We start from the raw sequence: 24,545 nt of genomic DNA on the forward strand, positions 1-24,545 counted from the left end.
ACCAGGAAATTATGTCACATATAACGGCTAAAAACAAAATTGCATCCAGCCATATGAAGAATTAAAAACCTGCACTACGCAATGCTTGTGCCATAGCGCCCAGCCCCTGTGAGTTCTGTCGCGTAGCACCACGACGCACAGCAGTACCTTTCTGCGCTTTTTTCTTCGGAGAACGTCGAGTAGGCACAGCTTTTTCTTCTGAATCCTCATCAAGCCGCATCGATAAAGAAATACGATTACGCTCTGGCTCTACCTCCACGACTTTCACTGTGACAACCTGCCCAGAAGACACAATCTCATGTGGATCGGACACAAATCGATTAGCTAATGCCGAAATATGCACCAGACCATCTTGATGTACCCCTACATCAACAAACGCACCAAAAGCAGCAACATTGGTTACAGTCCCTTCGAGAATCATGCCAGGACGCAAGTCGCTAATTTTTTCTACCCCATCCTTAAATCGAGCAGTCTCAAACTCCGGTCGTGGATCACGACCCGGTTTTTCTAACTCAGAAAGAATATCGCTAATTGTTGGCACACCGAAGTTTTCGTCGGCAAAGCTCGCTGGCTTTAAGCTACGCAATACAGCGCTATTACCAATGAGCTCACCGACGCCAAGCCCAGCACTTCCAGCAATTTTGTTCACAATTGGATAGGCTTCAGGGTGCACTGCAGAGGCGTCGAGTGGGTTTTGTGCCCCGTTGATGCGCAAGAACCCAGCACACTGTTCATAGGCTTTTGCACCTAACCGAGGAACTTTTGTCAAGGTTGCTCGCGAGGAAAAGGCTCCATACTCATCGCGGTAAGCAACGATATTTTCTGCAATTGAGCTACTGATACCAGCTACTCGTGCCAGCAAAGGAGCACTTGCCGTATTGAGATCAACTCCAACCGCATTTACTGCATCTTCAACAACAGCGTCAAGAGTGCGCGCAAGTGCTGCTTGGTTTACGTCGTGCTGATACTGACCGACCCCAATTGCCTTGGGGTCAATTTTGACTAATTCTGCCAAGGGGTCTTGTAACCTGCGCGCAATAGACACTGCACCACGTAACGACACATCCATTGTGGGAAATTCTTGTGCCGCCAACTCCGAAGCGGAATAAACAGATGCACCCGACTCGCTTACTGTCACCGCTATAGGTGCCATCCCACCTGCTTGTTTGATAAACGTTGCGGTTTCTTCAGCCAGTTTCTTCGTTTCTCTACTTGCAGTTCCATTTCCAACCGCAATGAGTTCAACTGCATATTGGGCACATATATGCGCTAGTTCTTCCCGTGCTTGCGCCCATTGATTGCGCGGTTGATGAGGATACACAATAAGCGTGTCAAGCACTTTTCCTGTCTTATCTACGACAGCGCACTTAACGCCATTGCGATAACCTGGATCGAGCCCAAGCGTCGTACGCTGACCGGCAGGTGCTGCCAATAACACGTCTTTGAGATTGCGCGCGAAAACCAACAATGCTTCTTGTTCCGCTTTCTCCTTCAGGCGCATACGCACGTCAAGACTGGCAGAAATGTAGAGTTTTGTTTTCCACGACCATAGCAGAGCACTACGCAGCCAAGGGGAAACATCATCATAGCCAGTGTGCGCAATGAGCTTTTCGACGTAGTGCTGGTCATCATGCTCATTATCACTAGCAATAAAGCTAAGGTGAAGTACCTCTTCTTTTTCTCCACGCAGCAGCGCTAAAATTCTATGGCTTGGCAACTCGGCAAATGACTGCGAAAACTGAAAATAATCCTTATACTTTTCACCTTCTTGTTCTTTGCCTTCAATAACCTCAGCGCGCAATTGTCCATGCTGGTACATATGTTCGCGAATATCACCGACAAGATCAGCATCAACTGCTAAGCGATCACTGAGAATGGCACGTGCTCCATCCAACACTGCTTTTATATCCGGAAAACCACTGCAGATAAAACGCTGCGCATATTCCTCTGGATTGAGATGGGGCTGTGCGATAAGTTCATCTAAAAGATTTTCTAAACCAGCCTCACGTGCACTATCTGCTTTTGTTTTTCTTCGCTTTTTATACGGCAAGTAAAGATCTTCTAAACGTGCTTTTGTGTCGCATTGTTCGATTAATTGGCGCAGCTGATCAGATAATTTTCCTTGCTGTTCAATAGCAGCAAGGATTGTTTCTTTACGTTGGGCAAGTTCTTGAAGATAACTGGCTCGTTGTTCAATATGACGCAATTGGGAATCATCTAAACCACCAGTCGCCTCTTTACGATACCGAGCAATAAAAGGAACTGTGTTCCCTTGCGCTAATAGTTTTAAGGCAGCAGCAACATGAGCGTGCTCAGTATTAAGTTCCGTAGCAATCGTATGTGCAATCATTATGCTAAGTTTATCTTCTTCCCACTAGGGCTAGAGCTTCGACATCAGTGTTCAAGCATGAAGATACATGAAGATATTAGCTTCCTCGTTGTTCAAGATAAGACTCATCTTCCGGGCTTAGCTTTTGTGTCGCTCGTAGTTTTTCTATCAAATCTGGTCGCACCGCCATCGTGCGTTCTAGTGCTTGCTCTCGACGCCACCGCGCTATCCGAGCATGATCACCAGAAAGTAAAACAGGTGGTACTTCTCGATCACGCCATACTCGTGGTTTGGTATAGCTAGGTCCTTCTAATAATCCATCGGAAAAGCTATCTTCTTCATGACTGCGCTTATTTCCTAATACCCCAGGAATAAGACGCGTGATTGCCTCTGCAATAACTAAAACAGCTACTTCGCCACCAATCAGCACATAGTCGCCAATGGATACTTCACGTACTCGGTAACGTCGGCGAGCATCATCAATCACGCGTTGATCTATTCCCTCGTATCGACCACAGGCAAACACAATATGCTCTTCTTGCGACCAGGCTTGAGCATGCTCCTGATTAAACGGAACCCCTGCAGGTGTCGGGATAAGCAATAACGGCATATGTGGATCTTCGTCTGTGCGTATATCCCGCTCATTAGCATAACTATGCCCTGTTATCCCTTGTAGCTCATCATGGCGTTGGACGTCGACATGGCGTTGAGCAGTATCGAGAGTATGCGCTAACTGTGCTTTACCAGTTTGTGCTGCCACATCGTCGAGTGCTGCTCCCCATACTTGCGGTTTCATCACCATTCCCGGCCCACCACCATAAGGAGAATCATCAACTGATTGGTGCACATCTGTTGTCCACGCCCTTAGGTCATGAACACACACGTTGAGTTGACCTTTTTCTATCGCCTTCCCTAACAACGCATGGCGCAACGGATCAAGATAGGCAGGAAAAATTGTGAGCACATCAAGTTGCATTATCCAACTCCCGTATTAGAGTTCTAACAAACCATCTGGCGGAGTGATTGTGCACGTCCCGCTCTCGACGTCCACCTCAGGAACAATGGCATGAACAAAAGGAATTAACACGTCTTTTTCCTGTTGCTGCTCCGTCGCCTCGAGGCGAACCTCCAAGAGGTTAGAGGCAGCCCCATGTATCACACCGGTAACAACGCCAATGTCTGCTTCATCATGAATAATGCGCAATCCAATTAACTCATGATCGTAGAAGGAATCATCATCGTCTTCTTTATCAAGAGGTGGTGCCCAAAATTGGGTACCCCGCAAGGTATCGGCTACGGTTCGATCTGGCACTTCAGCAAATTTAATCAGCATTCTCCCCTGATGCATCCGACGTGTTTGGATGGTAAGACTATGCTCTTTTCGCCCCTGACGTCCATTGAGCACTGCCCCCTTGGCAAAGCGAATATCGGGTTCGTCGGTAAGCACTTCAACGCTTACTTCCCCTTTGATCCCATGAGACTTAATCACTTTGCCGATCATTAACTCCATGACATCACCATACCTAGTTTCTTAGTACGCCACCAATACACACGTGTGTGAGGGATGTAGGAAAAGAACAAGAGGGTATTACCTGCAATGGCAATACCCTCTTAAAGAAGTAACAACAGCGTGAATTATTCAGCTGATGCTTCTTCCTGATCTGCTGCTTCTGCTTCAGCTTCTTCAGCTTTTTCTGCTTCAGCAGCAGCTTTAGCGGCAGCTTCTTCCTTAGCTTTACGCTTTTTCTCGGTGATAGCTTCTGCTGTAGGTCCTTCATTAGCCTCAGCAAGAGCCTTATTGAATAGCTCAAGTTTAGATGGCTTCTCAGGTGCAACCTGAAGAGTTCCTTCAGCACCATCAAGACCCTTGAACTTCTGCCAGTCACCAGTAATCTTAAGCAAAGCAAGAACAGGCTCAGTTGGCTGTGCACCAACGCCCAACCAGTACTGTGCTCGCTCAGAATTAATCTTGATTACAGAAGGATTCTGCTTTGGTTCGTAAACACCAATGTTTTCGATTACTTTGCCATCGCGACGAGTACGTGAATCAGCAATAACCACACGGTAATGTGGAGTACGGATACGTCCTAGACGCTGTAGCTTAATTTTTACAGCCATGTTCTACCTCTTTTTAGTCACTGGGCAGTACAGACACTTTGCATATTCTATCTTTAGCAAAGCCGGTTCAACCCTTGGATTTTACTGCGTGTGACTCACCAGCCGACCGTAGACGGTTATGATATACCGCAGTGTGGACATGCCATCGTCACAAACAAGATAAAGATGACGACAACCCATCCAAAGCTACCAGACAAAAAATCAAGAACCAAATTTCTCCTAGTCTCATCACTATTCCATTGCCACCCCGTCACCAGGAATATAAAATTCTTAAAAAACTTAACCGGTGTCACTACATAGCAATAGGTTTGAGGCGAGTAAACTAGCACCATCATAAGATCTATACGATCATTGCTCCCCATACAGAATCGACCCAGTTTAGAACGGCAAGAGAATAGCTCACCACCTGCATGAACCCATCACAGTCATCTCAGTATCGCTATGACCTCGACGGTCTGCGCGCTATAGCGGTTTTGCTTGTAGTTTTCTACCATGTTTTCGTCGGGCGTGTCTCTGGTGGCGTCGATATTTTCCTCTTGCTATCTGGGTTTTTCTTTCTCAGTTCACAACTGCGTTATGCAGCAAAACCACAGGCTTCACTCAACCCGTGGTTTCCCTTCTGGCGCACTATACGACGACTAGCGCCGTCCTTAATCACTGTACTTGGTGCAGTGTACTGCGTAACCGCATTATTCACTCCACAGCTGACCACTCTAGAGTTCTACCGGCAAATAACAGCAAGTCTGTTGTATTACCAAAATTATGAACTCATCAATCAAGATGCCGACTATAATGCTGCTTCCCCCACCACCTCAGCGCTACAGCACCTATGGTCAATGTCTGTGCAAGGGCAATTTTATCTCTTCAGTATTGCTTTTGCTTTAGTTTGTGCCGCCATATATAAAACTGTACGCAGGAAAACTCGGAGCGAAAAGAAAGAAAAAGCTGAACGAAAAATCCAACTTGCCATTGTCATCATCTTAGGATTAATTACACTCGCTTCTTTCTGTTATGCCGCTCGGTTTGGGCTTTATGGAACCTCTGAAAATTACTACTCTTTCTTCTCTCGGTTATGGGAAATGACCCTGGGCGGAGTATGTGCGCTCAGTATTTCCCGCATAAAACCGAACAATAAAGTTGGTACTTTGCTAAGCAGCTTAGGTTTAATTGCTATAGCACTTACCGGTGTATTTATCACTACTACCACTGCTTTCCCAGGGCCACTATCGCTTATCCCACTTGGGGGCGCACTGCTTATCATCGTCGGCGGCAAAAATAATCACAACGCTATTTCTACATTCTTGTCACTACCAGTGTTTCAGTGGGGTGCAAAAATTGCTTATCCGCTTTACCTCTGGCATTGGCCACTGCTTATTATCTGCACATCATATTCCGCACATGATTCTGCAACTGCTGAATTGTCGTGGCTGAGCAAAGCTGCAATTATCATCTGTTCCATTGTGCTTGCGTATCTTACGCACCGCTTCGTCGAGCAGTTTTTCATGCAAAAGGCGCCTAGAGCGCTGGCTGGACAAAAACATATGCACCGACTTAAAGAGAGCGTGGAATCAACCGCAGGAAAACTCAAAGCACTAGCAAGTGTTGGTTTTATTACAGCTTTGCTTGCGCTTTTGTCGCTCCAACCACATCAAGAACACCTTATTGAGCAAGCACAAAATACTTTCGTCATCGACGAGGCACATTATCCCGGAGCTTTGGCAATCACGGGTGCTGCAGTTCCCAATGGTTTGACATATTATCCTGATCCACAGCTCATTTCTGAGATTTATCCAGAACCAGGTGCCCAAGGGTGCGTCACCATGAAGTGGGAAGGGGCAGATACCACTCGTACTAATAAAGTGGACGGGGCACCATGCATTTATGGTGATCTTGAAGCTGAGACAACAATAGTTATGACTGGCGGCTCTCATGCGGAACAATGGATGCCACCACTTCACGCACTAGGGATGCAATATCACTTCAAGGTTATTCCTTTAGTTCGTCAAGGATGCCCTATGACGATCGAGGACGACTCTTTTATTGACGCCACCTGTGCACAGTGGAATGAAAATGTTTTGGACACCATTATTGCTATGGATCCTGATTTGGTTTTCTCTACTTCAACGCGTCCGGAAAAAGACCATAAACCAAGTGTCGATGCTGTACCTGATGGGTATATCAACTTCTGGCAACGTCTAACCGACGCAGGCATTAATTTCCTGGGATTACGCGACAACCCCTGGTTCTACGATCAGCAGGGACAAGAATGGGATATGAACCAGTGCATGATTGCCCGGAAAAATGATATTTCTGAATGTTCTATCCAACGAGATAAGGTTTATGCTCCCGAAGATCCTGCTGCAGCATATACCCGTCTAGGGTCGAATATGCACTTTGTAGATACTGCTGACTGGTTCTGTAATAGCTCAACCTGCCCACCAGTTATCGGCAATACCTACGTGTACCGGGATCAAAACCATATTTCCTACGCTTATGCATTGAGCACTCAAAAATTACTCTGGAAATACCTAGAACCATTGCTCACCCCAAACGCTAATTCCCCTACAAGTAGTATGCGACCAAGTAGCACAGCCACTTCTACTCCTGCCCCCGCAAGCACAACTGCTAAGAAAACCTCTACTTCTCCTACCACCACGGCAACCAGCACCAAGACAAACACGAGCACTGTTTCCTCGTCTTCTTCCCAGGTGCAGAAGAAATAAAGAGAATAATAAGCACTTAAAAGGAAAAGTCCCTGTAGCAGCTATAGAGCGCTACAGGGATTCTAATTCGTGGGTACCTATTTTCCTTTGCCGAAATCAAGGTTATTGAGGTCGATATTTTCCAACCCCTTGGGCATTTTTGGCATTCCAGGCATACCTGGTAACCCTGCACCACCTTGCAATTGTTCCTGCATTTTCTGCAACTCAGCCATATTCGGCATTCCAGGCATTCCGCCAGGCATTCCAGGCATATTATTGCTACGCTTTGGTGCTTTACGTTTACCGTTTTTACCTTTACGCCCTTTAGGTTTCTTCTTTGTAGCGCTCCGGCCACCTCCCATGCCAAACTGACCGGCCATCTGCCCCATCATCTTCTTTGCATCGAAGAACCGTTCTACCAGTTGATTTACTTCAGTAACGCTTACGCCAGAACCATTGGCAATGCGCTTACGTCGAGAAGCATTTAGAATTTTGGGGTTTTCTCGCTCAGCAGGGGTCATACCACGGATAATGGCCTGAATGCGGTCGAGCTGTTTCTCATCAACCATGTCCGCCACCTGAGACATTTGCTTTCCACCAGGGAGCATCTTGAGGATATTACCAATCGGCCCCATTCGACGAATCATAAGCATTTGGTTGAGGAAGTCTTCCAGAGTGAGCTCCCCTGTACCAATTTTTTGCGCTGCAACTAATGCTTGTTCTTGATCAAGTTTCTTCTCTGCTTGTTCAATGAGCGTGAGAATATCACCCATGCCAAGAATACGACTTGACATACGCTGTGGGTGGAATACATCGAAATCTTCTAGCTTTTCACCAGTAGAGGCAAACATAATTGGCTTGCCAGTAACCTCACGAATAGATAATGCAGCACCACCACGAGCATCACCATCTAATTTAGTAAGCACTACACCAGTGAAATCCACGCCATCGCGGAATGCCTCAGCAGTATTTACTGCATCCTGACCAATCATGGCATCAATGACGAAAAGCACTTCATCAGGGTTGATAGCATCGCGGATATTTCGTGCCTGGGTCATCAAAGTCTCGTCAATACCCAATCGACCAGCTGTATCGACGATCACCACATCATGCTGGCTACGCTTTGCTTCTTCAACACCTGCTTGAGCCACAGCGACTGGATCACCATGCGAAGTACCCATTTCGTGTTCGAGGGAATCGATCGATGTACCAGGATCCGGAGCAAAGGTAGGAACACCTGCACGCTGACCTACAATCTCAAGCTGCTGCACTGCACCAGGTCGCTGCAAGTCACATGCAACGAGCATAGGGGTATGACCTTGCTCAGCAAGATATCGTGCCAGTTTACCTGCCAAGGTAGTTTTACCCGCACCTTGCAAACCTGCCAGCATAATGACCGTTGGTGGATTCTTTGCCAAGCGCAAACGGCGCGTCTCGCCACCAAGAATTGCAGTAAGTTCTTGGTCGACAATTTTAATAATTTGCTCTGCAGGATTGAGCGCCTTAGATACTTCTACCCCTAAAGCACGCTCCTTAATTTTGGCAATAAAACCGCGCACTACCGGCAAAGAAACGTCAGCTTCTAGGAGCGCAAGACGAATTTCTCGAGCAACAGCATTGATATCAGCTTCGGTGACTCTGCCTTTTGTCCGTAGACCTGATAAAGCTTGACCCAACCTATCTGATAGAGACTCAAACACGCTAGCGAACTCCTTGAAACCTAAAAGTATGTAACAGTGTAATCCAAAAACCCTATTATAAGGCTCACATAGGGGTGAGCGAAAATACGCAACAGCCACAGCATAGCGAAACTGCCCTACCGCCCATGCGATTTCTTATTTTTTATTTCCTGATGTCAATAGTCTAGTCACATCTCGTTCTACTTGTGCTCGATCAAACCCTGGTTCTAGTTGACACTGGACAATCATCGTCGCCCCAGGGGTAGTCATGCGCAACCACTTAATTCCTGGCAATACCCCTAATAGAGTACCTAAAGCTGCCTGGCGATCCGTCGTACGCACTTCTAAAATATCGTCCTGCCACATGGTTGTGGTCAAGCCGCCGTGGATCGTCGGTAATGCACTAAATACGCCAGACTTATAGCTTTGCACAATATCTTGTTCATCAAATCCAGTACCTAGGGTGTTATATACCTCAAGTTCTGCCTCGACAATGCGCTGACCACTATCTTTATCCACTCTTGTTGTTATGCCTGCACCAAGGATATTCCATTCTTTTGCAGCTACAAGTGCAAAAATACGGATACTTTCACGGTCATAACTACCACGCCAGTAAATCGTCGCACGCATATTATTTTCTTCATGCCGCACACCCACCGTATCAGGTGCATGTACCTGAGGTGGCTGAGGCGCTAATGCACTCAGCTGTACTTTCGCTCGGTGGCATAGAGTTTTTAATCCTGCGCTCAACGACGGACTAAACACTCCAGGTCCTGTCGCTAAAGAATCTGCTTCAACTAGGGTTTCTAATAAGTTGATGATTAATCGGTCATATCCAGTAGCATCGAGCAGCTGTTCCAAGGCCTGCGAACCAGTGGGATCCATACGCCTGAGGATTTGTGGAATCAACGTATGCTGCGCTACAACCGTTTTGACGATATGAATTTCTTGTTTATTAAGCCGCAATCTTTTAGCCATATGAGCAACATACTCAGCGCCTACTTGCTCATGCGGTAACTGCTGCCCCTTACCAATATCATGAAAAAGTGCTGCCAGATAAAGCAAATCTGGACGTGCCACGTTTACACTTCGCTGTGCACAATTGTGCACCACCATAAGACTATGCTGGTCGACGGTATGGATATGGGTTGGTTCTCTCGGCACAAGCCCACGGATATTTTTCCACTCTGGAACTATTTTCTCCCATAATCCATACTCATCCATCTGATGTATTACCCGTGCACTGTGCTCGGGTGAGCTGAGCAAAGCAAAAAAATCACCTGCCATATTAGTGGGCATAATCTCTGGTAATGGCGGTAACTGTGTCAAACGTTTCCAGGTATGTGGCGCAACACTAAGCCCGGTGCGTGCCCCAGCTGCTGCTACGCGCAATAACAAACCTGGATCACTAAGGTCAGGAGTACGCGAAAGGGTGATCTCACCATTGAGTTCCACAACATCGACGTCGAGTGGCCGTCGAATAGGACGCCTGATTTTTGTGCGCGACGGCAACAAGTTTCGTGCAGTGGCTAATGCTTCAGTAAGAGCATCATCGACTGTTTTAGCCGCAGCAGCCAAAGCACGCGCTAATTCATAGCGATCAGCAAAACCTAAATCTGTTGCAACATCGACGGCGAACTCAGGATCAAGAACATCTCTCGCTCGCCCCATATGAAAATGCAACAGTGTTCGAGTATCAAGCAGTAGCGTACGTTGTTGATCCAACTGTGCGCGATTACTCAGATTTGCCAAAGCAAGAGCATTAATTAAATCAATATCACGTAACCCGCCATGACCATGTTTCAGATCAGGTCTAGTCATTGTCACCAAAGAACCTGAACGACGCCACCGAGCTATCGCAGTATCAACAAGATTATTAAAATTCTTTTTTAATTCTTTACGCCATGTGGCAAGGACTAACTCTCGCGCTCTTTCAGTTAATTTTTCCTGCCCCCGACAATGCGATAAATCCAAAAGAGCAAGTGCCGCAGTAGAATCTGCCGTCATCATCTGTGCACATTCTTCTGGCGTGCGTACTGCATAGTCAAGACGCATTTTTGCATCCCAAATGGGGTACCACACACGCTCAATTTCTGCCGAATCAAGCGCGGTGGCTTGGGCGTCGACAAGCAATATGAGATCAAGATCTGAATGTGGACCGAGTTCACCGCGGGCAAAAGAACCCGTAGCTGCCAGTGCAGTACCTGATGGTAACTGCACGGAATTGAGTATATCCCAAGCTCTATGCTGTGCTTGTTGCCTGAGTTGTTGAGGCATTACATGAATATGACTCATAGCAGCACGACGTTATCCTGTTCTCTTAGGTGTTCTGGTGTTTCAGGGTTGCCTGAGTGTGGGTAGTTTTCCCACATGAGGTATAGCTGAGGGACTTACACTGCATCTGCATCACGTTCGCCAGTGCGAACGCGAACAAGCTGTTCTACATTAGTAACCCAGACTTTGCCGTCACCAATTTTTCCAGTATGCGCAGTATCGACGATCGCATTAAGTACCTCATCTAATTGAGCATCATTGATGACGATTTCAATTTTTACTTTAGGCACAAACTCCACCGCATACTCTGCACCACGATAGACCTCTGTATGCCCTTTTTGTTGCCCAAAACCTTGGGTTTCTGTCACAGTCATACCGTGGACACCAATTTGTTCCAAGGCATCTTTAATATCGGTGAGAGTAAAGGGTTTGACGATAGCTGTCACAAGTTTCATGGAATGCTCCTATGGCTTAGCAGTTGTTGCTCAATTATTCTACTTAACTCTTTGCTGAAAATTTAGTTGAATGAAGGACCAGCAGTATCATAAGCAGTTTCGCCATGCTCATGGAAGTCAATGCCATTTGATTCTTCTTCATCATCAACTCGCCAACCCAAGGTTGCTTTCACAATGAATGCCAAAACCACAGTGATAAGGCCAGCAAAAATCATAGCAATGAGCGCAATCAGAATTTGGACTACAAAAAGTTTTACGCCATCAGAACCACCACCTGTGAGCAATCCCTTGCCATCTGCCAATAGCCCCACGCCAATCGTGCCCCACAGACCAGCTACAAGGTGGACACCCACAACATCCAAGGAATCGTCGAAAGCGAATTTATATTTTAGTCCCACGCCAAAAGCAGCAAGGATACCGCCAATAGCACCAAGAATGAGTGAGGTAACCGGGGTGAGATCACCAGCTGCAGGAGTAACAGCAACTAAACCAGCGACGACACCCGAAGCAGCACCTAAAGATGTTGCATGACCGTCACGGATTTTTTCCACAAGCAACCAACCTAGCATTGCAGCTGCGGTGGCAGCGGTAGTGTTAACCCACGCTAATCCAGCTAATCCATCTGCAGCAAAAGCAGAACCGCCGTTGAAACCAAACCAACCGAACCAGAGCAGTGCTGCGCCAAGCATCACAAAAGGTAGGTTGTGTGGTCGCTGCGAAGAGCGAAGGAAGTTTTTACGTTTTCCAATGATAATGGACAGCACTAACGCACTCACACCTGCAGAAATATGCACGACTGTACCACCAGCAAAGTCAATTGGCTTGATGAGTGCTTCTGCTGCGTCGTCAACGCCGAATAACCAAGCAGCAACACTATTTTCACCGTGAGCCAGCAAACCGCCACCCCACACCATATGCGCTAATGGGAAGTAAGCACACGTTGCCCATAATCCTGCAAAGAGCATCCAAGAGCCAAATTTGACACGTTCGGCTATGGCACCAGAAATCAATGCGGTAGAGATAACAGCAAAGGTGAGCTGGAATGCAACATCAATAATGTTGGGATAACCAGATGCACCTGCAATATAGTTGCCTTCTGCGTCAGTAATGGAGTTTTTTAGCCCAAAGAACTCAAAAGGGTTGGCAAATACCCCACCTATTGATTGAGAGCCATAGGACATGGACCATCCCCATAGCACATAAATAACGCTGACTAACCCAAGTGTGCCAAAAGACATCATCATCATGTTTAGCACTGATTTTTGCCTGGACATACCGCCATAGAAAAATGCAAGTGCAGGTGTCATGAGAAGAACCAGTGATGCTGATATGAGCATCCAACTTGCATTTCCTGATGCTTGTAGCACTTCTTCCGAGCTCATGATGTGCTCTCCTTTTCTCAGAATCCCTCAGTGGATACGACTGTTGCCATGCAACTCACTATATAACTATAGACATACAGAATTCTTTTCTATAATCCAACAGTTAGAATGGGGTACCCACTCACGAAAGACAAGGCATTATCACTGCTAAGAGCACCGAAAAAGGCAGCACCCCATCATGGATGCTGCCTATAAAGATTCACTGCGCCATCGCGCATCATCACACAAAGATGGAATGACTAACCAGCGAAAACTTAATGTGTGCCCAAAAGCGCATCGACAAAACCATCAACCTCAAAAGGTGCTAAGTGGTCAGCGCCTTCCCCAAGACCCACCAATTTCACTGGAACACCAAGTTCTTCTTGCACTCGGAACACAATCCCGCCCTTGGCTGTGCCATCAAGTTTGGTTAGTGCAACACCAGTAATCTCTACGACATCACTAAATACTTTCGCCTGGTGCATACCATTTTGCCCGGTAGTAGCATCAAGGACGAGCAAGACCTCATCAACTTTTGCTTTCTTTTCCACTACTCGTTTTACTTTGCCAAGCTGATCCATCAAATTCGCAGAGTTATGCAAACGACCGGCAGTGTCAATGAGAACCACGTCCACTCCTGATTCCACGCCCTGCGACACGGCGTCGAAAGCAACGGAAGCAGGATCTGCACCTTCTTTGCCACGCACTGTTCGCGCCCCTACGCGTCGACCCCATGTTTCTAGCTGATCAGCTGCGGCAGCACGGAAAGTATCTGCAGCGCCAAGAAGAACAGAGTGCCCCATAGACACAAGAACACGTGCAAGTTTTCCTGTTGTGGTCGTCTTACCAGTGCCATTGACTCCCACAACCAAAATCACCGCTGGCTTACCGTCATAAGGCATAGCCTTAATAGAGCGATCCATATCTGGTTGCGCTGCACTAATCAAACATTCACGTAGCATTTCCCGCGCTTCTTGCTCAGAGGAAACCCCACGCTTGGCAATGGTTTCTCGCAATTGATCAACAACTTTGAGCGTCACATTAGCGCCAAGATCTGCTTGCAATAGCAATGCTTCAATATCTTCCCACGCCTCATCGTCGAGATCTCCCTCGCTAAGCATACCGAGTACAGAACGACCAAAAACATTTTGTGAACGCGATAGGCGGGCGCGCAACCGAGCAATACGACCGTCAGCAGGATCAATATCTTCGACAGGGGCACTGTCAACGCTATCAGCGCTATCAGTGGTGTCAGCGCTATCAGGGCTATCAGCGCTATCAGAAACACCATCCTCAGAAACAGTATCGGCAGCAGAATCAGAGTCAGAGCTTTCGACATCATGGATCTGTGCTCCCTGCTCGTGAGTTTGTGAGTCGAGTTTCGTCGCATGAGCGTCGATAAGCTCCTCAGGTTTATTCGTGCTTTCTGCGGCTATAGCAGGTTCAGCAGATTCAGCCTGACGAACCTCAGGCTCCGATTGGGCTAATTCAACTGGTTCTTTTTGCGCAGAACTAAAATTAAACCCACCTTGAGCCTGATAATTACCCGACTTCTCTTGTTGCGTTAGTTCCTTTTTAGGCTGCTCATTCTCAAAACTGATTTTTTTTGCGCTGTGCCGACGCAAACCAATAATGACAAAAGCAATAAGCAACAGCACTACCACTACGGCAGCAATAAGGATTATGAGCTGAGTATTCATGATTCTTTCTCCAGTTTCTCTCACATAGTATTAAAAACTTATTCCTTGGTGTTTCACCGCTAAAACCATAGCCTCAGCAGCAACCATATCGCTTGTCACCAGTTCTGGCACAATATCAGCCAATAACGCCCATGCTGGAGTCACTGCGTCAAGGGTCTTAGACGATGTGATCAAACCATGCGCATGCATACGAGCAGCAAGAGCCAAAATAAGCGATACCACTGGAGTCAATGCCCACACATTATCACGAGCATCAGTATCGACCCCATCCAATTTGTCAAAGCGTACACGTGCCATAGCGTAAAGAGTTTTATTGGTACTACGCAAGGTACGTAATAAGGTCACAGCTGGTTGAATCAATCCCTGCGAAGACAACAATTCACACAGACATTCTCGCTGATTAAACGCCTCAAATACCGCTAAAAGCCGTGATCCTTCATCCATAATCGCCCCAGGAACAACCCGAGAATCAGCGAAAAACATAGAAAGCAGATTTTTCTGCTGCGACTCATCCATAGACGCAATTGCCACCGTAGAACGATCAATGCACGCAGAATCCAACGTAGCATCTCTACCGGTTTTGAGTATTTCTACCACATTCTCCCCAGCAAGATGCACGAGCTTTTCGACGATTACCGCCACATCTGGATCCACTGTCTCATCCGCAAATGCTGACCCGAACTTGGCAACGTCTTCTGTGGCTAGCTCCGTTCCTTGTTCTTCATGTTCCATGATCTCTCTGGAGTCTTGAGCACCTTCTTGCTGTATTTGATGAGATAATCGACTATCTAATTCGCCAAGTAGTGCCAAGGTATCAATCCATGCAGCCCGGTGAATATCCTCATAATGGTTGTGCTCTTCTTCCTGATAAGCACTTGAAACAGTATGACCAGAAAAAATGCATAGACTTAAGGTTGTTTCAATAATCTTTCCAGGTTGTTGCGTTGCTGGCACTAAACTTTCTGACAAGCCTTTAAGCGCATTATGCGGCTGAGAGCGCAATACTTGTTGCACTGCTTTGCGTGCATCGCCTTTAGCCAACCCTGTGGTAATGGTATCCCACAGCAATGGCATAACTTCAGCGGAATCAGGCACTTGCGTGCTGTCACCAGCAAGAAAAGCAGAAAGCTGTGTCAAAACACCGACGGTGTCTGCGTCTGCGTCATCGTGAGGATCAATATAATGCCCTGGCTGTTCTAAAATATAGGCATAGTCCCCAGGAGTAATTGGTGCACGTAGAGTCATAAACGGATCATGCGTATGCAATTGGATTGCCAGATTACCCGCATTCCTTAAATTATCTGGCAATGTTAAAACCCCAGAATGGACGTCGAGAGTATAAGCTGGCTCCCACGGAGCAGTCAAAGCCCATACCCAAGCACGTAGCCGAGAATGATCAGTAAGACCACTAAAGCTCATTACCCCAGGTTGCTCAGGATCAGTCTGAAGCGTGTATTCCTGCTCAGAACGTAAATCGGCAACAGTGACCGAAACTTTATTGCGACTGAGTGCATCTGTCCACTCCAAATCAATACGTCCAGCAGGCATAACGCACGCACTTGCAGCAATTGGAGCGAGATCAGCAACATACGTTAAATCAGAATCCGCAGCTTTGAGCTTAATCGTTTTTACTGGAGCTCCATGAGTATTGCGCACGGTAACCGTCGGATTGCGTAACTGCCCCACTGCTCGAATACGTAATTGCCCGTCGGCAGCTAAACGACGCGGACGCACCACCACTCTACTCGCACGCCACATTGGTGGCTCACCAATCAGTGGTAACTCAAAGGTTAATCGAGGTGGAGTAAACCGTAGCGGCAGTTGATCACCTTCGTCGGTACTCACGATAAGTTCTGCTCCTGCCTGATCAGGCGCTACCGACAATACCTGTGGCTGACATCTAAATTCTTTTTCTCCTGGTATAAGCTGTAGCGTTGCTTCGCTCAACCCACCACCCGTAGGAATCCGAAATGCTTTCGATACACCAGCAATATCCATATGTGCTTGTGCGCCTTCAACTAACGCAAACTCATGTCGGAATGACTCATTCCGCGGTCCACGCATACGAACAAGATATTCCCCCACCCACGGTGCATCATAAAGGTCAGGATCAAAAACCTGAAATACCCCACCTTCAGCTGGCACTTCGAGTGGTTCTGGTTGGGTAATTTCTTCACCAGCGTGCGATGCACCTGCATAAGAAGAAATAGATAAATACCAGGTTTCACTGTGTCCTGAAGGAGTAGGAGGGAAAACTGCAAGCAAGGAACTGTCATAAACAGCTAACCCACTCAAACTCGTCAATGCAGGTAATGGCTCCCCGGGATTTTGGAACATGACTCGCTGGCGCACATCAATACTGCGGATTCCTTCCATAGACGCCTTAGCACCTTGTGGCACAGCAACCATCGATGCAGCATGATATACATCCACATAGTAACACGTCCAACCTACCCAGCCTTCAACAGCACAAGAAGATAATGGTGTGATATGTTCACCGCTCACAATGTCTTCTAATATCGTTGCCTCAGGCACCAATACATGAAGGTATTGATGATGAAGTGAGACTTTATCACTAACATTTGCGCCACCAGCACTAAAGAGCAACATGGCATTATCACTATTGATAACAGGCACTGTCCACACAATGTTGTGCGTAAGATCTTGAACGATGATGTCACGCACTGGATGATCAACAGAAATATCTAATGCTTCGCTAAAACCCGACTCATCTCCCCAAGCACGTCCAGTACGATACACCTTCGTTGTTGAGTCTATGGATACACGCCAACTTACTTGTTGCTGTTCTACTCCTACTGCTGTATGCGGGGTGTTATCAACATTCTTAGGTAACTGTGGTAAGCGCTGTTGAGGCAAACGTAAACAGATCTTTTTACGCTGCGCATCATAAATAATTCTCGGACGCATTTCCCTACCAGCAACCCCAACAGCAGAATCACGATCATGTGTTCCCACTGGCCGCTCCCGCAACTCTGCAACAACCAATTCATCAATTGTGGTAGGCAGCTTAGGCATCAACCCAGATCTATCTCGGTCGAACCAGCTATGCGGATGGTCAAGGGCAAAACGTCGTAATGCATAAATGCCTGCCAGGATTTTCTCACTATATTCCGGGCTATGCTGCGCCGCTTGTGAAAAGTAGGGTGTGGTTTCCTGAGCACCAAGATCAGCAATGTCTAGTTCTGTTTCTGCTGTATCAATAAGCTCTAATAATGCAGGAATCTCATTGCTGACAATGCCAGCATGAAACGCAGCAAGAGTAAGAAAATCAATATCGCCAGGGATAAGCAACTCAAAATCACGCAATGCCGCTGGCAGGAACTCTTCGATAAGCTGTTCCAGCTCCGCTACTGACGGCAGCGCAAGCCCTAAACTCCCTGATAACTCTGCAGCAAAGTTCTGCGCGCACACCACTTCGCGAGCTCTAGAGATTATCGTCACCAAAGATAGTGCAGGACTAACAGATAATAGCCCAGCAAGACTAGCGCCAGCAGCCAATTGTCGACTCAAGAAAATACCATAAAGCCGCTCAATCTGTTCTAGTTCATCAATGGATAAACCCAGTTCATACACCACATCAACTTTTTTCAAGCGCTGAGCCAAATCCAATTCGCTTTTCGACGCCCAGCCCAAGAGACTATCGCTCATATCTGCAATAGGATGAGAAAGTTGGGAACGGCTATCCGACATAGATGTTAATCCTCTTCGTTAATTTGTTGTTCTGGTTGTGATTGCTGTGTCTGAGATTGTCTAAGCTCAGGACTCATTCGTTGCGAAATAACCCTCGTCACACCATCACCACGCATAGTGACACCATAGAGCACATTAGCAATGTCCATCGTTGGCTTTTGATGGGTAATCACAATGAGCTGTGAATCTTGACGCAACTGCTCAAAAAGCGCTATTAGTCGTCGCAGGTTTACATCATCCAGTGCTGCTTCAACCTCATCCATAACATAAAAAGGCGAAGGACGCGCACGGAAAATTGCAACCAGCATAGCAAGGGCGGTCAAGGACTTTTCGCCACCGGACAACAACGATAATCGCTTTACTTTCTTTCCTGGTGGACGAGCCTCCACTTCGATGCCGGTGCCCAAAATATCTTGAGGATCAGTAAGCACCAGCCGCCCTTGCCCACCAGGGAATAAGGTAGAAAACACCTTAGGAAATTCTTTTTCCACATCCAACCAAGCATCATGGAATAATTGCAATATCTTCTTATCTACGCCCTCAATAACATCACTGAGATCCTGACGCGCACGCTCAAGGTCAGCAAGCTGGTTGGCCAGAAAATCATAGCGTTCCTCTAACGCCTTATACTCCTCCAAAGCAAGAGGATTCACTTTCCCTAATGCATTAAGATCTTTTTCCGCTTCTCGCAGTTCTTCACGTACGGTTTTTTCATCAAAATCAGAATCAGGAAGATAATCACGTGCAATTTCTTCAACTGGCACGCCAAGCTGCTCAAAAATTTTGGTACGAGCTTCCTCTAATCGTACAGACGCCTGGGTGCTCGCAAGCTCTAAAGCATGAACATTATCACTTAATCTTTTGTGTTGAGCTTGCAGCGCACTATGCGCACTTTTAGTCTCTTGAAGGCGAGTCGACCAATGCGCACGCTGCTGAGCTTTATCTTCTCGATCGCGCTGCGCTTGCTCTAAGACCTCACTTAGTTGCTGTCCAAGCACAGTCGCCTTATCACTTACCCACTGTGCCAGTTGCGCCTGCTGACGTTTGCGTACCATCTGCTGCTCAAACTGGGCTTTTGCCTGACGCTCATAATTGATTTGACGCTCCAAACCACGCAATCGATCATATGCGGTACGCACTTTGTCTTCCGACGAGCGAAGGGCTAACTTTGCTTCTAATTCCATCGCTTTGATTTGTGAAAGCGCAGCAAAGGCTTCATCACGTTGGTGTGTAGACAGCTCTTGGTCTTGTGTCTCATCACTATCTACTCGCGCAAGTCGATCAAGCGTGTCATCAAGATGTTTCTGCACCTCGACCTGACGAATATCCGCTGCTTGTGCATGATCCGCTAGTTTCTCATGCTCAGCTTGGAGAGTTGCTTTTTCACCACGTAGTCGTTGCACATCTCGTTCTAACTGCGCAATGAGATTATTATGATCACGCATATTTGCTGTAGCCTGCGCCACTGCTACCCGCGCCTCCTGAGCCGCAGTCTGTGCACCAGAGAACGTACCAGCAATCTCCGCAAGCTGTGCTTGCACTACCTCCAACTCTGATTGTGCTACCTCAACCTGAGCCTCTACCTCAAGAGTCGAAATAGCACCTTGACCAAATTGTACCCAGCCTTGTCCAATAAGCTGACCATCATAAGTCACAGCACGCAAACGTGGATCATTGTTAATGACTTCCATTGCCAGATCCAAGTTAGGAACTAAAACAACATCTGCTAGTAATCTCGTAACAGCAACCACATAACCAGAATCAATGGTGAGAGCATCAAGAAGCCATTGAGTTTGCGCAGGAAGATCCGCATCTAAGCGCCAAGGAGTATCGCCTGGTGTCTGCCTAGCAATAGTCGTTACATTACCTGGTTGGGACACCAACTGAGCCAATGTCTCATCGTCAATAGCACCAGCTAATGCCTCAGCAAAAAAACCAAGTGCTGCTGCTAACGCTTTTTCCTGACCGGCATACTCTGCTCGCATTTTCATCTTGTTTGCCAATGGCACTAGCTCGGCCATCGCCGCCTTATTTTCCGAGCTACCGGCATAAGAAGTATGTGCTCTAGGTGCAGCAGCTTGCAATGTCTCTATCCGCGATTCCAGTCTAGAAACTTGTTTCTCTAGGTTCTTTTGCTCTGCACGCAATTGCTCTAAACGTTTTTCCGCGGCATCTGCTTCAGCAGTTGCTTGGATATGTGCTTCCTGTAGCGGTTGTGCGGCATCCTGTGCTTGCACCCATGCCTGTTCACTTTCAAGCAAGCGCTTTTCTATATCCTGGCTACGAGATCGACTGTGTTCAAGTTGCTCGTTATAGCGCGCAATTTCTGCAGCGACTACCTTGAGTTGTTCATTATATTTCTCTTGAGCAGCCACCAGGCGCACAACGCCCTCACGACGATCGGCAATCGCCCTGACCTGTGCCATATGCTCTTTATCTGCTTCTTGAGCACGCAGTTCATAGTCAGATACTTCCTCTTGAATGTTCTCCAACCGTTGCCTGGCAATCTCAACATTCTCGTCTAATTGTGCGCATTCTGACTTAACTCGTTCTGCCTGGCGCGCTAGTACATCTGGATCTTGACCTTGATAACTGAGTTCGACAAAGTTATCTGCTCGTTCCCGAGCAATTCTTTGAGTAGCAGCCACGCGTTCAGCCAATGCGGAGAGTTGGAACCATAGTTGCTGAGCCTGTTCCGCAGCAGGGGTTGCACGAGCAACTTCTTGTTCTGCTTCTGCATGAAGGATATGTGCCTGCTCTAATTGCTCAACGACAAGCTCGCGTTGTTCTTGCGCAGCATGAACTTGTTTTTGTATATCCTCATGGGCTGCGGCTAACTGAGCAAGCTCATACCCAGCCAATTGCAATCGTGCTTGGCGCACCTGAGCCTGTACACTAGCAGCGCGTTGTGCAGCTTTGGCTTGCCTAGCCAGAGGCTTGAGCTGACGACGCAGCTCCTGGGTGAGATCATTGAGACGATCAACATTTGCCTGCATACTCACTAATTTGCGCTGTGCTTTTTCTTTGCGGCGCTTATGTTTGAGCACTCCGGCGGCTTCTTCAATAAACGCTCGACGCTCCTCAGGACGTGATTCTAGAATCTGATTTAGTCGTCCTTGTCCCACGATGACATGCATCTCGCGTCCGATACCAGAGTCTGATAGCAACTCTTGGATATCCATCAAGCGTGCCTTTGTACCATTGATTTCATACTCACTGGCACCGTCACGGAACATACGGCGTGTCACAGCTACTTCGCGATATTCGATGGGCAATGCTCCATCGGAATTATCTATTGTCAGCGTAACCTCGGCACGCCCTAAAGGTTTTCTTTGTCCTGCACCAGCAAAAATGACATCTTCCATTTTGCCGCCACGGAGAGTTTTTGCCCCTTGCTCTCCCATGACCCAAGCAAGGGCATCGACAACATTAGATTTTCCAGAACCATTAGGTCCAACGACTGCACATATTCCTGGCTCGAACTTTAGGGTAGTTGCCGAGGCAAAAGACTTAAAACCTTTGAGCGTCAGCGACTTAAGATACACTCAAGCTAGTTTAGCAAAACAAGTTCAAGCATGTGCCGCAGTCACAAGTTCTAGATGTGCATAAATCTCTTGAACTGCCTGAGTCAATAATTGTTGCGCGTCTTCATAAGTTCCAGAAGGAGCCTGAGCACATAAAGCAACAGCACTATACTGCTGAGGATTATCTGGGTGTGGAATCAAACCAAATTGTCGTACTCCATACCGACCTGCCTCGTCTGGTCCCCAACCGCTTTTATAGATAGCACCTGGTATTGTTCCCAATCCATAGCCGCCTCCCACACGAATATCCCCCATGAGCGCAATGACCTGTGCGTCGCGAGGAATATGGGATATGTAGGCAACTTGATCCACCAATGACCATGTGCTTTGACCATAGCTGCTATACCCTTCCCGTGGTGGTAGAGCAGGAACCTCAGCATAGCTGGCCGCCTGTGCTATTTCTGCTTCTACTGCCGCCGCAGCCGTTTCTGGATCACCTAAAGATTCCCATAACTTTTGTGCTGCCTCATTATCAGAATCACGAATTGCCTGTTGCGCCCATGCAACTATCTGCTGATTATTTTCTCCAGAATTATTGTGCAGGGCTGCCATAACAAGTGGAACTTTAATAGTGGACCAGGGGGCGATGGTATAGCCGAGTCCGCTGACAACTGATTCCATTCCTTCGACGTAGAAGTCCACTCCCGGTATCGCTGATAGGGTGAGAGAATTGGCTGAATGTTCTTGGGCGTTGATCGTCGGCATGGCGGGCTTACCAGATGGGGCTAGTGTGGGCGAAATATCAGCACCATCAGATTGCGTATCTGCATGGCTTGCTGGTGCAGCGTTATCTGAGGGTTTATCAATCGTACAAGCACTCATAAATAGCGCTGACATGGCAATAGTGGCGCTAACATACCACGCCTTATTAAGCGATGTAAACATGTGCTTCATCTCCACCAGTACAGTGAACATATTGCCCATTATCAGTACAGCTCATGGTGTATGTTTGCTCTGTGGTTGGTGAATATACTTCGAGAACCGCATCGAGTTTGTGTGTTTTCAGATAGTTCTCTACAAAACTATCGCGTACTGCAACCGCAAAGGAATCAGAGGTTTTTCCTGATTTATACACATTGTTCAGGTTTCCTGCAGGTTCAGCGTTACGTGCAGCCTCATTGACTGGTGTGACATCACTTGGCAGCTCAGGATTGGCTGGACGAGCCTTTTGCTGCTCAGTCTTCTCACTGGTGCGCTGTTTTTCATCTGCTCGTTGCGCGGTTCGGGCTTTTTGGGTACGTTCTTGATCGTCTTTTTGCTGAGATTCATCCTGATCACTGGATTCATCAGAACTATTAAACCCAGGGGCACTGCGCGTAGTTGTTACAGCTGCCGCGGCAGTATCTTCGGCTTTGTTCTTTCCCGAAAAGATTAAGAAATAAGCTCCAGCACCAAAGAGCACCACTACTAGCGCGAGAATTACCAGCAATAAAGCAATCCCTTTCCCGCTTTTTTGCGCTACTGGTTGCTGTGTTGGATACGCCGCTGCTTGTTCCCAAGCAGATTGCTGTTGATAAAACGCAGCTTGGCTTTGCTGATTATAAGAATGGTGTGACTCATACGCATGAGCTCCCTGAGAATTCTGAGCGTTAAAAGGGTTATCCGCTTCAGGACTATTGTGGCTATTGTGGCTGCTATGGCTACTATTTCCCCAAATAGATCCTTGATTGTGTTGGTTTGGCTGATTCATCGCGATTCCTTGTCTTTTACCAGTGCTGTTAAGTCGTATGCTCACCCATGCGTATGTGCGGCACTAAAAGCGCAATCCCATACCACCTGCAACATCAATGCTACTACCAGTGATATAGCTTGACTGAGAAGAGGCTAAGAAAGCTACGACGCTGCCTAATTCTGCAGCTTGTCCGATACGCCCAAGAGGAATATCACGTGCGACGGTATCTGCAAAAAATTCATCTAAAGATTTTTCCGGAGCACGTTTATTGCGAATGTTCTCCCATTGTGGTGTCTCAATAACACCGATATTGATGCTATTGACCAAAACCCCTTCTTTGGCTAAAGCTGCTGCCCAAGTCTTAGTGAAGTTATCTCCAGCAGCTCGCAACACAGAAGTAGCAAAGAAAGCTGGGTCAGGAGTATGAGCATAGACTGAAGATATATTGATAATGCGTGCTTGGTGTGACTTCCTCAACAAAGGCAATGAGGCTTTAATCATACGCTGCCACGACAACACCTTGATATTAAAATCTGCAAGAAATGCTTGATCTGTCAGTGTCTCTGGAGTACCAGGATGAGCGCCACCAGCATTATTCACTAAGATGTCGAGACTGCCATAGTTCTGGGCAACGTCGTCAAGCAAATGCTTGATATTGTCCGGATCGGAAATATCAGTACACACCCCAATGGCAGAATCAGCAGATAACTCATTCAGACGAGCTACTGCTTGCTTAACCTCATCTTCATGGCGCGCACACACAACAACGCGTGCCCCTTCTTGAACTAATGCGACTGCGGCAGCATAGCCTAATCCTTTAGAACCACCAGTAATGAGAGCAGTTTTATTGCGCAATGCTAATTCCATGACGTGCTTTTCCTATCTTCTTATCCGAATTCCCATTTCAGATATTTCTCCACATATTTCCTGAGCAAATTCTAACTTTTTGCTCATGCTTAC

General features: G+C 47.1%; 15 protein-coding genes. 1 reads left to right on the plus strand and 14 read right to left on the minus strand.

Features of this window, described 5'->3' with window-relative positions; translation table 11 throughout:
* Positions 1–61: 61 nt before the first annotated feature.
* The 4 genes from FQV43_RS06435 to rpsP form a co-directional block, all read right to left on the minus strand.
* Positions 62–2,350: a Tex family protein gene (locus FQV43_RS06435; RefSeq protein WP_146339554.1), complete on the minus strand. Its 2,289-nt coding sequence runs from the start codon at positions 2,348–2,350 to the stop codon at positions 62–64.
* A 76-nt stretch (positions 2,351–2,426) separates the two neighbouring features.
* Positions 2,427–3,305, minus strand: a complete 879-nt coding sequence (gene trmD / locus FQV43_RS06440) for a tRNA (guanosine(37)-N1)-methyltransferase TrmD (RefSeq protein ID WP_144273116.1) — start codon at positions 3,303–3,305, stop codon at positions 2,427–2,429.
* Between the two features lie 15 nt (positions 3,306–3,320).
* On the minus strand, positions 3,321–3,839 hold the full coding sequence (gene rimM, locus FQV43_RS06445; protein ID WP_144273117.1) for a ribosome maturation factor RimM: 519 nt from the start codon (positions 3,837–3,839) through the stop codon (positions 3,321–3,323).
* A 125-nt stretch (positions 3,840–3,964) separates the two neighbouring features.
* The gene (gene rpsP, locus FQV43_RS06450) at positions 3,965–4,447 is read right to left on the minus strand and encodes a 30S ribosomal protein S16 (protein WP_144273118.1); all 483 of its coding nucleotides are present in this window, start codon (positions 4,445–4,447) and stop codon (positions 3,965–3,967) included.
* Positions 4,448–4,857: 410 nt separating this feature from the next.
* Between rpsP and FQV43_RS06455 the strand changes: the two genes are divergently transcribed.
* Positions 4,858–7,170, plus strand: coding sequence for an acyltransferase family protein (locus FQV43_RS06455; protein WP_146339556.1), 2,313 nt, complete (start codon positions 4,858–4,860; stop codon positions 7,168–7,170).
* Between the two features lie 77 nt (positions 7,171–7,247).
* On the opposite strand, the gene ffh is transcribed toward FQV43_RS06455, so the two are convergent.
* The 10 genes from ffh to FQV43_RS06505 form a co-directional block, all read right to left on the minus strand.
* Positions 7,248–8,849, minus strand: coding sequence for a signal recognition particle protein (gene ffh / locus FQV43_RS06460; RefSeq protein WP_146339558.1), 1,602 nt, complete (start codon positions 8,847–8,849; stop codon positions 7,248–7,250).
* A 135-nt stretch (positions 8,850–8,984) separates the two neighbouring features.
* Entirely contained in the window at positions 8,985–11,123 is a 2,139-nt protein-coding gene (locus FQV43_RS06465) for a [protein-PII] uridylyltransferase (RefSeq protein WP_146339560.1), read from the minus strand.
* A gap of 95 nt (positions 11,124–11,218) precedes the next feature.
* Entirely contained in the window at positions 11,219–11,557 is a 339-nt protein-coding gene (gene glnK, locus FQV43_RS06470) for a P-II family nitrogen regulator GlnK (RefSeq protein WP_144273122.1), read from the minus strand.
* 62 nt (positions 11,558–11,619) lie between these two features.
* Positions 11,620–12,939: an ammonium transporter gene (locus FQV43_RS06475; protein WP_144273123.1), complete on the minus strand. Its 1,320-nt coding sequence runs from the start codon at positions 12,937–12,939 to the stop codon at positions 11,620–11,622.
* A gap of 254 nt (positions 12,940–13,193) precedes the next feature.
* A complete protein-coding gene (gene ftsY / locus FQV43_RS06480; protein WP_146339562.1) occupies positions 13,194–14,618 on the minus strand; it encodes a signal recognition particle-docking protein FtsY in 1,425 nt (474 codons plus the stop codon).
* 30 nt (positions 14,619–14,648) lie between these two features.
* A complete protein-coding gene (locus tag FQV43_RS06485) occupies positions 14,649–18,329 on the minus strand; it encodes a hypothetical protein (RefSeq protein WP_146339564.1) in 3,681 nt (1,226 codons plus the stop codon).
* 5 nt (positions 18,330–18,334) lie between these two features.
* Entirely contained in the window at positions 18,335–21,874 is a 3,540-nt protein-coding gene (gene smc, locus FQV43_RS06490) for a chromosome segregation protein SMC (protein ID WP_146339566.1), read from the minus strand.
* Between the two features lie 24 nt (positions 21,875–21,898).
* Entirely contained in the window at positions 21,899–22,798 is a 900-nt protein-coding gene (locus FQV43_RS06495) for a hypothetical protein (protein WP_146339568.1), read from the minus strand.
* Complete coding sequence (locus FQV43_RS06500; RefSeq protein WP_146339570.1) at positions 22,782–23,603, minus strand: hypothetical protein; 822 nt, start codon at positions 23,601–23,603, stop codon at positions 22,782–22,784. Before FQV43_RS06500 ends, FQV43_RS06495 begins: the two co-directional genes overlap by 17 nt.
* Before the next feature lie 63 nt (positions 23,604–23,666).
* Positions 23,667–24,452 carry an SDR family NAD(P)-dependent oxidoreductase gene (locus FQV43_RS06505; protein WP_146339572.1) on the minus strand — a complete coding sequence of 262 codons (786 nt, stop codon included), beginning with the start codon at positions 24,450–24,452 and terminating at the stop codon, positions 23,667–23,669.
* Positions 24,453–24,545 lie beyond the last annotated feature (93 nt).

Origin of the sequence: Corynebacterium sp. sy039, from assembly GCF_007904105.1 — a bacterium.
Classification (GTDB): domain Bacteria; phylum Actinomycetota; class Actinomycetes; order Mycobacteriales; family Mycobacteriaceae; genus Corynebacterium.

What these genes read in the sequence shown, in the direction of transcription:
- FQV43_RS06435 (WP_146339554.1), bottom strand. Translation starts at nt 2,350, where the DNA reads ATGATTGCACATACGATTGCTACGGAACTTAATACTGAGCACGCTCAT.
- trmD (WP_144273116.1), bottom strand. Translation starts at nt 3,305, where the DNA reads ATGCAACTTGATGTGCTCACAATTTTTCCTGCCTATCTTGATCCGTTG.
- rimM (WP_144273117.1), bottom strand. Translation starts at nt 3,839, where the DNA reads ATGGAGTTAATGATCGGCAAAGTGATTAAGTCTCATGGGATCAAAGGG.
- rpsP (WP_144273118.1), bottom strand. Translation starts at nt 4,447, where the DNA reads ATGGCTGTAAAAATTAAGCTACAGCGTCTAGGACGTATCCGTACTCCA.
- FQV43_RS06455 (WP_146339556.1), top strand. Translation starts at nt 4,858, where the DNA reads ATGAACCCATCACAGTCATCTCAGTATCGCTATGACCTCGACGGTCTG.
- FQV43_RS06465 (WP_146339560.1), bottom strand. Translation starts at nt 11,123, where the DNA reads ATGAGTCATATTCATGTAATGCCTCAACAACTCAGGCAACAAGCACAG.
- glnK (WP_144273122.1), bottom strand. Translation starts at nt 11,557, where the DNA reads ATGAAACTTGTGACAGCTATCGTCAAACCCTTTACTCTCACCGATATT.
- FQV43_RS06475 (WP_144273123.1), bottom strand. Translation starts at nt 12,939, where the DNA reads ATGAGCTCGGAAGAAGTGCTACAAGCATCAGGAAATGCAAGTTGGATG.
- ftsY (WP_146339562.1), bottom strand. Translation starts at nt 14,618, where the DNA reads ATGAATACTCAGCTCATAATCCTTATTGCTGCCGTAGTGGTAGTGCTG.
- FQV43_RS06485 (WP_146339564.1), bottom strand. Translation starts at nt 18,329, where the DNA reads ATGTCGGATAGCCGTTCCCAACTTTCTCATCCTATTGCAGATATGAGC.
- FQV43_RS06495 (WP_146339568.1), bottom strand. Translation starts at nt 22,798, where the DNA reads ATGTTTACATCGCTTAATAAGGCGTGGTATGTTAGCGCCACTATTGCC.
- FQV43_RS06500 (WP_146339570.1), bottom strand. Translation starts at nt 23,603, where the DNA reads ATGAATCAGCCAAACCAACACAATCAAGGATCTATTTGGGGAAATAGT.
- FQV43_RS06505 (WP_146339572.1), bottom strand. Translation starts at nt 24,452, where the DNA reads ATGGAATTAGCATTGCGCAATAAAACTGCTCTCATTACTGGTGGTTCT.